This window comes from Kribbella antibiotica, assembly GCF_004349055.1.
Taxonomy (GTDB): domain Bacteria; phylum Actinomycetota; class Actinomycetes; order Propionibacteriales; family Kribbellaceae; genus Kribbella; species Kribbella antibiotica.
The window spans coordinates 63,003-75,894 of record NZ_SMKX01000008.1; the positions used below are offsets into that span (position 1 = coordinate 63,003).

The following is a 12,892-nucleotide window of genomic DNA, read 5'->3' on the forward strand; positions in this document are numbered from 1 at the left end:
GATTGACCCGATGCATCCGCCCCATGGATTGGGATCGACATGTCGCTGCGCCGTGCCCTCGTGTGGACTCTGACCGCTCTGCCGATGCTCGCCCTGCTGCCGGCGACTCCGGCACCGGCGGCCGCTCCCCCACCGGACGTCTATCAGTACCTCGAGGATCCGCAGCTCGTCGGCGAGGGACAGCAGGCGCCGCACGCGGAGCTTCGCCCGTACGACGACACTCAGCAGGCCATCAAAGCCGGCAAGGACAGTCGGTGGACTCGATCGCTGGATGGCAAGTGGCGGATCAAGATGGCCGATCGGCCACAGGATGTGCCGGCCGGGTTCCACGATGACGGCTACGACACCAGCGCTTGGCCGACTGCCGACGTACCGCACACCTGGCAGACCGATGGGCTGGACCACCCGATCTTCCGCAACATCCCGACCGAGATGTGGCCGGACGATCCGCCCAACGTGCCGCACGATGTGAACCCGACGGGCGCTTACGTGCGCCAGTTCGACGTACCGAAGGATTGGCAGGATCGCAAGACGTTCCTTCGCTTCGAGGGCGTCACCAGCGCTTACTTCGTGTGGGTCAACGGCAAGTACGCCGGCTACGACCAGGGCGGGTATCTGCCGGCCGAGTTCGATGTGAGTCCGCTGCTCAAGGCTGGTCGCAATACCGTCGCGCTGCAGGTGCATCGCTGGTCTGCGGGTTCGCATCTGGAGGATTACGACCAGTGGCGGTTCGCCGGGATCTTCCGGTCCGTCTGGATGTACTCCACGCCTGAGGTCCACGTCCAGGACATCACGCTCAAGCCCAAGCTGGATGCCGAGTACCGCAACGCCACCTTGAACGCCGAGATCGACGTAGCCGGTCAAACAGCCGGCTACTCCGTTCGGACCACGCTGCACGATCCGAAGGGCCGGAAGGTTGTCAGCACGACCGGCACCACGATCGCCAACGGCAAGATCAGCGTCAGCGCACCGGTGACCGCACCGGCCAAGTGGAGTGACGAAACGCCGAATGTCTATCGCGTCGTGGTCGAGCTCATCGACCCGACCGGCCGGGTCACCCACATCACCAGCCAGCCGACCGGCTTCCGGACGATCGAGATCAAGGACAAGCAGCTGCTGGTCAACGGCAAGCGGATCCTGATCAAGGGCACCAACCGCGCCGAGACCGACCCGGCCACCGGCCGGCACGCGACCACCGGACGGATGCTCGAGGACGTCGCCCTGATGAAGCAGCTGAACCTCAATGCCGTCCGTACGTCGCACTACCCGAGCGACCCGTATTTCTACGACCTGGCCGACACTCGCGGCATCTACATCGCCGACGAGGTGGACATCGAGACCCACCACCACGACGGCTGCCCGAACAACTGTCTGGCCGAGAAACCCGAGTGGCAGAAGGCGTTCCTGGACCGCTTCGTCGGCATGGTCGAGCGGGACAAGAACCACCCGAGCGTGTTCATGTGGGACACCGGAAACGAGGCCGGGCTGGGCAAGGCGCACTACTCGATGGCTGAGTACGCGACCGCCAACGACCCGAGCCGCCCGCTCTACCACCAGTCCAACGGTCCGGACGGCGATGCCCCCTTCGCCGACGTCTGGGGCCCGCGCTATCCGTCGCCCGACGGCTTGGAGGCGATGGCCAAGACCACCCAGAAGCCGATCATCATGGGCGAGTACGCCCATGCCAGCGGCAACGGTTTCGGCAACTTCAACGAGTTCTGGAACGTCGTACGGCGCTATCCGCAGGTCCAGGGTGGATTCATCTGGGACTGGGCCGACCAGAATCTTCGCCAGCCACTGCGAGTCACGCCCGATGCCTCCGGCAACAACATCATGGCCTGGCTGACCGGGCTTCCGAAACAGGTCGACGGCAAGCAAGGCAAGGGCCTCTACCTGTCCGGCCTGGACGACTGGGTCGAGGTCTATCGCGACCCGAAGTTCGACGAGGTATCGACCGGGTTGACTCTCGACCTGCAGGTGAAGCCCGACAGCTGGACCGGCGACTTCACCATGATTGCCAAGGGCAACCGTCAGTACGCACTGAAGATGGCCGACGAGAACACCCTGGAGTTCTTCGTCTACGGCAACGGCGACTGGCACACCGTCAGGGCCGCCGTACCGGCTGATTGGCGCGGCAACTGGCACCGGGTGACCGGGACCTTCGACGGCAACACGCTGCGGTTGCTGGTCGACGGCGTCGAAGCCGGGCGGACCGCCTGGACCGGCACGATCGCTCGTTCCTACGACCCGCTCAACATCGGCCGCAACCCGGACCCCCAGGAGAACCCCTCGACGCGGCCGTCGCACGGCACCTTCGACAACGTGCGGATCTACCACCGCGCGCTGACCGAAACCGACCTCGCGGCCGACCCGAAGACATCCGCCGTCCTCGCGCTCGACTTCGACAAGGTCGAGAACAAGGGCACCTACGAGACGTACGGCGCGGGGCCGGGCGGTGTGGACGGTCTGGTCAACGCGGACCGGACACTGCAGCCCGAGACCCACGAGCTCGCGCTGGTCCACGCCCCGATCCGTTTCGGCACGTACCAGGACGGCCGCCTGAGCATCACCAACGAGCGAGCGTTCACCGGTACCGAGGACGTCCGGCTGCAGTGGAGCGTCAAGGAAGGCCATCGCACGCTCGCATCCGGACGGCAGCCGCTCGACATCGCACCCGGTACGACGAAGTCCGTGCCGCTGCCGAAGTTGCCACCCACCACCGGTCTCGAGCGGTTCCTCGACGTACAGGCCGTGCAGAAGAACGGGCATGTGGTCTCGCTTGGTCAATATTCGGTCGGTGGCAAGCAGGTCCGCGGCGTCACCTCGCCGGAGCCGAGCGGCAAACTCACAGTGCGCCAATCCGGCTCGGACACGCTTGTCGAAGGCCGCGACTTCACCTACACGTTCAACAAGACCGCCGGAACGCTGACCTCGATGAAGGTCCGTGGCGCCGAGCTGCTGACCAGCGGTCCGAAGCTCGATGCCTGGCGCGCACCGCTGGTCAACGAGATGGGCGGCGAGGCAGCCACCTGGCGCAACGCCGGGCTGGACCGGCTAGCCACCACGGTGTCCGACTTCACCGTTGACCGCCAGGCAGACACGGTCACCGTGACAGCACGCAGTACGGCGGCTGCTCCGGGAGTAACCGACGCATCCTTCGGCCAGACGATGGTCTACACCGTCACGGGCAACGGCGAGGTCCGCGTCTATCACCGGGCCGACCCGCAAGGGAAGGTGCGGACGGTTCCGTACCTGCCGCGGCTCGGGTTCGCGTTGAAGGTGCCGGATGCGTTCCAGCAGTTCACCTACTACGGCCGCGGTCCGGTCGAGAACTACAGCGACCGCAAGGCGGCAACTCCGGTCGGTGTCTACTCATCGACCGTGGCCGAGCAGTACTTCCCCTACGTCCAGCCGCAGGAGCAAGGCAACCACAGCGACGTCCGCTGGGCGACCCTCACCGACGGCAAGTCCGGCGGCCTCCTTGTCGCCGGTGACCTCAACGTGGCCGTCGACCAGTACGACGCCGCCGACCGCGCGGTCTATCCGCACGCCCTGCAACGCAACAAGGACGGTACGACGCTGCATGTCAGCACCGCGGTCACCGGAGTGAGCGAGACGTTCCACGAGCAGCTTCCGCAGTACCAGGTGGAGGCCGATCGTGAGTTCGCCTACTCGGTCCTGCTCCGACCGCTGAGTCGCGCCGAGGTCCGGGCCAACGGCCAACCGCACAGCCAAGTGGCCTGCGCGCCGGACACGACTCTGGTTCCGGCCAAGTCGACCGTCGAGCCTGGCGAGACCATCGACGCGACCTTCACCGTCACCAACCCCTGCCGCGCCGAGCTGCAGTCCGCCTCGGCGGTCCTGCGCGCGGCCGACGGCTGGACCGTCCAACCCGCGACTGCCAACCTCGGCACCATCCAGCCCGGCAAGTCGGTCGCGACCGTCGTCAAGATCACCCGCAGCGCCGGCTCACCCCGCGGAACCCGGCCAGTCACCGCCGAGATCTCGGCCCGAGGAGCGCGCACCGTCCTCGCCTCCGCCCAACTCGCCGGCGCCCCCGCACCGCCCCGCGGCGACGTCGCAGTCAGCACCCTCGACTTCCTCACCGAGCAAAACGGCTGGGGCCCGGTCGAACGCAACCGCAGCAACGGCGAACAAGGCGACTCCGACGGACTCCCGATCACCATCGGCGGTACGACGTACCCGTCCGGCCTGGGTGTTCACGCAGAGTCCACCGTCGACATCTACCTAGGCGGCCGCTGCGCGTCCTTCACCGCGAACATCGGTGTCGACGACGAGGTCGGCAGCGAAGGCAGCGTCGAGTTCGAGGTCTACACCGACAACACCCGCCGCTACGTCAGCCCCACTCTGACCGGCGCCGGCCCAGCCACTCCCATCACCATCGACACCACCAACGCCACTACCCTCCGGCTCAAAGTCACCCCGGCCGCCAACGGCAACGCCCATGACCACGCCGATTGGGCCGCCGCAAACCTCCATTGCGATACCTGACCGCTACGCTTTGTGAGCAACCTCCGCCCACCAGATCTCATCGGAGGGCGGACATGACGAGTTCGAAATCGATCAGTACGGCGGTCGGCGCGGCTGCGCTGGTCGTCGCGGGAGTGCAGTACGTCGTACTGGAGGCGGTAACCGCGGCGGCGTGGAAGAACCCGCCGTACAGCTATGCGCACAACAACATCAGTGATCTCGGGGTGCCGTCGTGCGGTGGCGAGGTCGGCGGCCGGGTCATCTGCTCGCCGCTGCACACGCTGATGAACACCAGCTTCATCGCGCAAGGCGTCCTGTACGGCGTCGCCGCGCTGCTGCTGTATCGCCTCCTGCCCGGCCGTCGGCCGTGGATCTACGCGGTGCTGGGCATCATCCACGCGATCGGCTTCAGCCTGGTCGGCCTGTTCCACGGCTCACCGGAGGCGGGTCTCGACAACGGGATGGCGATCCACATCTTCGGTGCCGCGCTGCTGATCCTGTCCGCCAACGCGGCGTCGATCGTGGTCGGGCTGCGGCTGCGCCCGATCCACCGCAGCTGGGGTACGGCGGGGATCGCGCTCGGGGTGGTCGGGCTGCTGTCGCTGATCGTGATGGGCGCGACCGGCAGCAGCACGATCTCGTCGGCGTTCGAACGCGGCTCGGTCTACCCGTTCATTGCTGCCGAGCTGCTGGCCGGGGTCGCGCTCCTCGCGGTGCAGCGATCAACCGCGCGGTCGGTGGCTACCGGCTGATGGCAAGATCAGGCTGTGCAGATCGGGATGTTGGGGTCGTTCGTGGTTCGGGCCGACGACGGGGTGGTTGTCGACGTTCCCGGAGCGCGGCTGCGTGGTCTGTTGGTTGCGCTGGCGCTTGAGCCTGGGCAGGTGGTTCCGAAGGCGCGGCTGGTCGACTGGGTGTGGGGTGAGCAGCCACCGGCGGAGGCCGCCAATGCGTTGCAGCGTTTGGTTTCGCGGTTGCGGAAAGTGCTGCCCGGCGGCGCGATCGACGGTACACCGGACGGCTACCGCCTGGTGGTCGAGGCGGATGCTGTTGATGCAGTTTCGTTCGAGCGGCTGGTTGGGCAAGGGCGATTGCGCGAGGCGCTGGACTTGTGGCGTGGGGCGGCGCTGCAGGATGTCGGGTTGCAGGACAGTACGGCGTTCGACGCGGCGGTCACGCGGTTGGAGGGGTTGCGGCTGACCGCGGCCGAGGACTGGTTCGATGCGGAGATCGGTCGTGGGCGCGGGGCACAGTTGGTGACCGAGCTGACTGATCTGGTCGCTGCGCACCCGGTGCGGGAGCGGCTGGTCGGTGCGTTGCTGCGGGCGTTGGCTGCTAGCGGTCGGGACGCTGAGGCGCTGCTGGTTTACGAGCGAACCCGAGAGACGCTCGCGGATGAACTCGGGGTCGACCCCTCCCCCGAGCTTGCCGGGCTGCATGTTGCGTTGCTGCGGGGTGAGCTCGGCCGCCGCGAGGAGGCACCGAAGTCCAACCTGCGCGCCGAGCTGACCTCCTATGTCGGCAAAGACGACGACGTCACCGCGGTCGCAGCACTGGTCGCCGGACACCGGCTGACGACGCTGATCGGCCCAGGCGGTTCAGGCAAAACCCGCCTCGCGATGGAGACCGCGCGAGCGCTCGTCAACGACTTGCAGGGTGGGGCGCGGGTGGTTGAGCTTGCCGCGATCGGGGCGGCTGATGATGTGGCTGGGGCGGTGTTGGCGGGGCTCGGGCATCGAGATGCGTTGCTGGGTGGAGCGCCGGAGGCTGACGCCGTCGACCGGGTGATCAGCGCGATCCGCGATCGTGAGCTGCTGCTGATCCTGGACAACTGCGAGCATGTCATCGAGTCGGCGGCTGCCTTCGCTCATCGCGTCCTTGGCGAGTGCCGGCAACTGCGGATCCTCGCCACGAGCCGTGAACCGCTTGGCATCACCGGCGAAGCACTCTGGGCGGTCGCACCACTCGCGCTCCCCGACGAGGACGCCGACCCGGCCGAGATCGAATCATCGCCGGCCGTGCGACTCCTGAGGGATCGGGCGAGCGCCGTACGGAAAGATCTTCCAACCACTGATGCAACCCTGGCCACCATGGCGCGGGTATGCCGGGCGCTCGACGGGATGCCGTTGGCGATCGAGCTTGCAGCGGCCCGGCTCAGGACGATGACGCTGGACCAGCTCGCGCACCGGCTCGACGATCTGTTTCGGTTGCTGACTGGCGGCAGCCGTACGGCGCTTCCGCGGCACCGCACGTTGCGCGCGGTGATCGACTGGAGCTGGGAGCTCCTCAGCGAACCGGAGCGAACCGTCCTGCGCCGACTCTCGGTGTTCGCCGGTGGCGCGAGCCTCGAGGCCGCCGAACACGTCTGCACGGGCGATGCTCTCGAGCTTCTCACCGCCCTGACCGAGAAGTCGCTGGTGGTTGCTGAGGGCAATGATGCGCCGCGGTACCGGATGCTCGGCATGGTCAAGGAGTACGCCGAGCAGCGCCTCGCCGAGGCGGGTGAGGCCGAGCTGGCGCGGCGCTCCCATCTCGCCTACTTCACCCAACTCGCCGAGACCGCGGATCCACATCTCAGAAGGGGCGAGCAGCTGGAATGGCTTGCCATCCTCGAGGCTGAGCACGACAACATCACCGCGGCGATGCGCGGAGCCCTCGCCGCTGGCGAAGCAGAGCCCGCGATGCGACTGGCCGCAGGCGCCTGCTGGTACTGGTGGTTGGGCGGTCACCGCGCCGAGGGCAGCGAGCTGCTGATGGCCGCGACCGCCGTACCGGGTGAGGTCGCCGACGAGATCCAGGCCGTCGTGCTGTCGTTCGTCGTGGGATTCATGTCGTCCGGGCGGAGCGATCAGTTCGATGCGATGGAATGGATTCAGCGGCTGTTCCAGCTGAGCCACGGTATCGAGAACAAGCACCCTGCGGTGCGATTCGCCACCGCCCTCGAAGGGCTGCTGCACGACGAGAGTGCGTTCATGCCCGCCTTCGAATCGTTGCTGACCGACGACGATCCGTGGGTCGCCGCCCTCGCACAACTTCAACTGGGTAAGCAGCGGATCCACCTCGGCGACGGCAGCCGGACGGCGGACGCCCACCTCGAGCAGGCGGTCGCGGACTTCCGCGCGGTCGGCGAGCGCTGGGGTATCGCGTTCGCGCTGACCGAGTTGGCCGATCGGATCACCGTCCGCGGCGAATTCGCCAATGCGGCCGAGTACTACGAGCAGGCGGCCGACGTCGTCACGGAGGTCGGCGCTATCGAGGACCTGCTGCGGATGCGTGCGCGCCAGGCCCAATTGCACTGGCTGGCCGGCGACGAAGCAGCTAGCCAAGTGGCTATGACACAGGCCGAGCGGGTTGCCCGGCAGGTCGCGCTCCCGGAGGCGCTGGCCGAGCTGACCTTGGCGAAGGCGGAGCTAGCCCGGTGGCGGGGCGATTCCGAAGAGGCCCGGCGGCAACTCGACCTCGCGACGGCTGGGCTCCCCGCCAACTCCGGTCACGCTGGGATGCGGGGCGCGATCGACGGCATCCTCGGCTACCTCACCGATGACCTGGACCAGGCCCGCGCCTACCAGGCGGCGGTGCTCGAAGCGTCGGCTGACCGGTCGCCGCTGATGGTCGCGCAGACGCTCATCGGGGTCGCGGACCTCGCCGTACGGCAGGAAGAGTTTGAGCAGGCCGCACGGCTGCTCGCGGCCAGCCACAAGATCCGCGGCCTGCGCGACCGGTCGCTGCCTGACATCGACCGGATCGAGCAGACAGTACGACGCCGCCTCGGCGACACGCGGTTCACCGAGGCGACTGCGGAAGGTGCGTCGGCGGACTGGCGTGACCTCGCCGCCGCCACGCTGAAGATCACGCCTGCTTGGTGAACGTCGACGACGCCCAGAAGTAGCCGACCACCAGAATCCCGACCAGCCAGGCCAGCGCCGGAATCACATCGCCAGCAGCCGGTACGCCGTTCAGCAGGCCGCGCAGCGCCTCGATGATCGACGTGAACGGCTGGTATTCGGCGAACTGCTTGATACCCGGCCCCATCTTGTCCGCCGGCACGATCGCGCTGCTGAAGAACGGCAGCATGATCAGCGGAACAGTCACCAGCCCAGCCGTCTCCGGAGTCTTCGCGACCAGCCCCAGAGCGACCGTGATCCAGCTGGTTGCGAGGCTGAGCAGCAGCACGATGCCGATCACCGCGAGCCACTGCGGGAAACTCGCCGCCGGGTTGAAGCCGAGCAGGAACGCGACCCCGATGACCGCGCCGACCGCGATCAGGTTGGTCAGCACACTGGCGATGACATGGCCGGTCAGGACAGCGTTCGGTGGCACGTCCATCACCTTGAAGCGGTTGATGATGCCCTTCGTCTTGTCGGAGTTGACGGCCAGCGAGACCGAGCCGAGCCCATAGCAGACGGCCAGCAGGAGCAGGCCTGGTGTCGCGTAGTCGACATAATCGACGCCCACGCTGAAGGCGTCGCCGAGCATGTAGACGAACATCAGCATCACGACGATCGGCATCAGCACCGCATTGAAGACCGACATCGGGTTGCGGGCGATGTGCTTGAGGTTGCGTCGCAGCATCACGATCGAGTGGTTCTTCATTTCTTGGCCGCCTCAGTGGTGTGGCCCGTCAGGGCGAGGAAAACGTCATCGAGATCAGGGGTGTGGACCGAGAACTCCTCGGCATCGAGCGCGTACTCGTCGAGCCGATCGAGCAGGCCGCGGACCGACTTGGTCCGGCCGTCGCTGGGCACACGCAGTACCAGCTCGTTCTCGTCCGCGGTCGCGCCGTCGAGGATCCGCTCCGCGGTTGCCAGGTCGGCCGCCGTACCGAAGCGGAAGCGGACGTGCGTGCCGGGGATGCGGCGCTTCAGCTCGTCGGGGGTGCCTTCGGCAACGATCTTGCCGCCGTCCAGTACGGCGACGCGGTGGGCCAGGTGGTCGGCCTCCTCCAGGTACTGCGTGGTGAGGAGGATCGTGACGCCGTCCGCGACCAGGTCCCGGATGATCGTCCACATCGTCCGGCGGCTGCGCGGGTCGAGACCCGTGGTCGGCTCGTCGAGAAAGATGATCCGCGGGCTGCCGACCAGCGTCATCGCGAGGTCGAGCTTGCGGCGCATACCACCCGAGTACGTCGATGCCTGCTGGTCGGCGGACTCGGTCAGCTCGAACCGCTCCAGCAGGTCGGCGATGATCCGCTGACCGTCCTTGATCGCGCTCAGGTCGACCATCAGCTGCAGGTTCTCGCGGCCGGTGAGCAACTCGTCGACGGCCGCGAACTGGCCGGTCACACCGATCGCCTTGCGCACCGCCTTCGCGTCGGAGGCGACGTCGTACCCAGCGACGCGGACCGTGCCGGCGTCAGCCTTGGTCAGCGTGGTGAGGACATTGACGGTGGTGGTCTTGCCGGCGCCGTTCGGGCCGAGCAGGGCGAAGATCGTCCCGGCGGGGACGTCCAGATCGATGCCGTCGAGGACGACCTTGTCGTGGTAGGCCTTCCGGAGGCCGGAAGCCGTGATCGCTGAACCTGTCATGCCACCAAGATCCCGACCGGCCCTGACGCTCCCCTGACACCGTCCTGACACGCCTGACACCGCGGGTGCCGCCGTACGGCGGGGCTGTGTCAGGGCTCGTCGCGAGGGTGGATCACATGAGAAGAATCCTGATCCCCATCGCACTGGCGACGGCCCTACTCGCCGGCTCCATCACTCCCGCCGCGGCCGTACGTTCCCGCCCCGATCTGCAGCAGGCCGCTCAGGCGGTTGTCGATGCCGGATTCGCCGGTTTCCAGCTGCGCGTCCGCGACGGCAACCACGAGTGGACCGGGAGCGCCGGCGTCCGCAAGCTCGGCGACCCCGCCAAGCCCGCGACCAACGGCCGCTTCCGCGTCGGCAGCGTCTCCAAGACCTTCGTCTCGGTCCTCGTCCTTCAACAGGTCGCAGCCGGAAAGATCAAGCTCGACGACCCGGTCGCACCGCGGCTGCCGAAGCTCGGCCTCGATCCCCGCATCACGGTCCGGATGCTGCTGCAACACACCAGCGGCCTGTACAACTACACCGGCGACCTCATGCCCGACGGCACCTTCGAGCTAGGCGTGGACGCGAGCGGTAAGGCTTGGGTCGACACCCGCTACCGCAGTTACCGCCCGGAGGAACTGGTGAAATTCTCGCTCTCCAAGCCGCCGCGCTTCGCCCCCGGAACCGGCTGGAGCTACTCGAACACCAACTACACAGTCGCCGCCCTCCTCGTCGAGAAACTCACCGGCCACTCGTACGCCGAAGCTCTGCGCCGCCAGATCGTCCGCCCACTCGGATTGACCGGAACCGTTGCCCCCGGCACCAGTCTCGACATCCCCGGACCGCATGCCCACGGCTACTACCGCTATCAGGACGGCACTGAGTGGAAGATCGCCGATGTCACTCGCCAGAACCCATCGCTCCTGACCGGCGCCGGCGACATGATCTCGACCACCAAGGACCTGCAGACCTTCACCTCGGCGCTCCAAGGCGGCCGACTCCTGCCACCCGCCCTGCTGGCCGAGATGCGGAAGGGCGATCCGCGCAGCGGCGACTTCCACTATGGCCTTGGCCTGTTCAGCCAGGACAGCTGCATCGGAACCCTCTACTACCACAACGGCGCAGCCCCCGGTGGCTATGCGGCCTTGGTCTACAGCAACGCTGACGGGACCAAAACTCTCACCGCATCCATCACCACCGGGGACGCCCCGATCGACCCGGCCGCCGTCTTCCAGCCGACCCTCAACAAGCTGCTGCAGAGCGTCTTCTGCTCAGCTGACCAGTCGTAGGCACGATCGTCATCCGAAATAGCGCTTCGCGGCCTGCTCGAACGCGTCCCGATCGGCATCCCCTGCCCACGCAACGACACCGTCCGGCCGGACCAGTACGGCGGCCAGTCCGAGATCGTCGATCGCCGGACCAGCGGCGTACCGGAAGTGGCTGTTCAGGTCGAGGCCGTTGAGTTCGCCAGTGAAATCGAGGAGGACGCCGCGGCCGTCCGTCATCAGATCGGCGAGCCGCGTGCCGTCCTGAAGCCGGAACTCGGGAGCGATCCGGCCGACGAGCGGGTGTTCACTGCCGAGGTCGTAGCGGCGCTGCATGCCGGAGATCTTTTTGTAGATGTACGTCGCGCCGTCCGGGGTATCGAGCATTTCGCGCATCACCCCTTGGAGAGCGCGGCCGTGCGCACCCGGCTTCAGGACCGTCACCTGTGCGCGGGTCCAGTCGAGCACCCACTCGCCGACCGGATGCCGCTCGGCGGTGTAGGTGTCGAGGAGATCGTCGGGCGCGTGCCCCTGGATGGTCGCGGCGAGCTTCCAGCCCAGGTTCATCGCATCGCCGAGACCGGTGTTCAGCCCTTGCCCGCCCAGCGGTGAATGGATGTGCGCGGCGTCGCCCGCCAGCAGCACGCGATCCTTCCGGTACGTCGTCGCTTGCAGAGCACGATCGGTGTACGTCGACGCGAGGCCGAGCTCGGTGATCGTCACGTCCGTGCCCGACACCCGGCGCAGAACATCTTGCAGGTGCTCCTTCGTCAGCTCCTGACTCCGGTCGAAAGCACCGTGATCGAAGTCCAGCACGCCGATATGTCCGCCGATCCGCATCGCGACGTACATGCCGTTCTCCGTCGGGTTGAACCCCGGCTTCAGCTTGCCCGGGTCATCGAGCTCGACCTGCATCGTGTACCCGGTGAACAGCGGCTCGGTCCCGACGAACTCGAACCCCGCCAACCGCCGTACGGCGCTCCGGCCGCCGTCGGTCCCGACCACCCAGCGGGCGGCGTAGTCGTCATCACCGGCCCGGACGACCACGTGGTCGTCGTACTGGGTCAGCTCTGTCGCCTCTGCGCCGCGGCGGATCTCCACGCCGTACTTCACCGCGCGCTCAGCGAGGATCTGCTCGACATGCGCGAGCGGCGTCATCAATCCCTCCGGCGCAGGCGTCGGCAGCCGATGCGGCAACGCCGCCAGGTCGACCTTGTCCGGATCGATCATGATCCCGGCGAAGTGCCCGAACCCCTTGACCTGCAACGGCTCGTCCGCCACCAGGATCCCCTCGGAGACCTCCAGCAGATCCGGCAGCAGCCCCCGCCGGTAGAACCCCGCCAGCGACGAAGCCATCAACCCCCGCAAGCCCAATGGCGCCGCCCGCCACACCGACCCCGCCTCGGCCTCCCGCTCCAGCACCACCACCGAACACCCCTGCAACCCCAGCTCACACGCCAGGAACAACCCAACCGGTCCGGCACCAACTATCGCTACGTCGTACATGAGTTTCTCCCTGTCCTCGGTCACAAGAAGAGCCTCACAACAACCGCTTACAGCGCACACGCGCTGCGCTGTCCCCCCGCTGTCACGCCGAAACAGCGGCCGCGTACCGATCAACGGGTAGTG

At 67.2% G+C, this 12,892-nt stretch carries 7 protein-coding genes; 4 read left to right on the plus strand and 3 right to left on the minus strand.

What is annotated here, in order from left to right:
• The first annotated feature begins 39 nt into the window (after positions 1-39).
• From E1263_RS04690 to E1263_RS04700, 3 genes are read left to right on the plus strand one after another with little or no spacing between them, the layout of a single operon-like run.
• Positions 40-4,512 (plus strand): glycoside hydrolase family 2 TIM barrel-domain containing protein, encoded by a 4,473-nt coding sequence (locus tag E1263_RS04690; RefSeq protein WP_132165723.1) that lies wholly within the window; start codon positions 40-42, stop codon positions 4,510-4,512.
• A 53-nt stretch (positions 4,513-4,565) separates the two neighbouring features.
• The gene (locus E1263_RS04695; RefSeq protein ID WP_132165725.1) at positions 4,566-5,243 is read left to right on the plus strand and encodes a DUF998 domain-containing protein; all 678 of its coding nucleotides are present in this window, start codon (positions 4,566-4,568) and stop codon (positions 5,241-5,243) included.
• Between the two features lie 15 nt (positions 5,244-5,258).
• Positions 5,259-8,357, plus strand: a complete 3,099-nt coding sequence (locus E1263_RS04700) for an ATP-binding protein (RefSeq protein ID WP_132165727.1) — start codon at positions 5,259-5,261, stop codon at positions 8,355-8,357.
• Here E1263_RS04700 and E1263_RS04705 read toward each other — a convergent pair.
• Together E1263_RS04705 and E1263_RS04710 are read right to left on the minus strand one after the other, a co-directional pair.
• Positions 8,341-9,084 carry an ABC transporter permease gene (locus tag E1263_RS04705; RefSeq protein ID WP_132165729.1) on the minus strand — a complete coding sequence of 248 codons (744 nt, stop codon included), beginning with the start codon at positions 9,082-9,084 and terminating at the stop codon, positions 8,341-8,343. The genes E1263_RS04700 and E1263_RS04705 overlap by 17 nt on opposite strands.
• Entirely contained in the window at positions 9,081-10,016 is a 936-nt protein-coding gene (locus E1263_RS04710; RefSeq protein ID WP_132165731.1) for an ATP-binding cassette domain-containing protein, read from the minus strand. The genes E1263_RS04705 and E1263_RS04710 overlap by 4 nt, the downstream gene beginning before the upstream one ends.
• 116 nt (positions 10,017-10,132) lie before the next feature.
• Here E1263_RS04710 and E1263_RS04715 point away from each other — a divergent pair, with 116 nt between their 5' ends.
• Complete coding sequence (locus E1263_RS04715; protein ID WP_132165733.1) at positions 10,133-11,287, plus strand: serine hydrolase domain-containing protein; 1,155 nt, start codon at positions 10,133-10,135, stop codon at positions 11,285-11,287.
• Positions 11,288-11,296: 9 nt separating this feature from the next.
• Here E1263_RS04715 and E1263_RS04720 read toward each other — a convergent pair whose 3' ends face one another.
• On the minus strand, positions 11,297-12,793 hold the full coding sequence (locus tag E1263_RS04720) for an FAD-dependent oxidoreductase (RefSeq protein ID WP_202868719.1): 1,497 nt from the start codon (positions 12,791-12,793) through the stop codon (positions 11,297-11,299).
• Positions 12,794-12,892 lie beyond the last annotated feature (99 nt).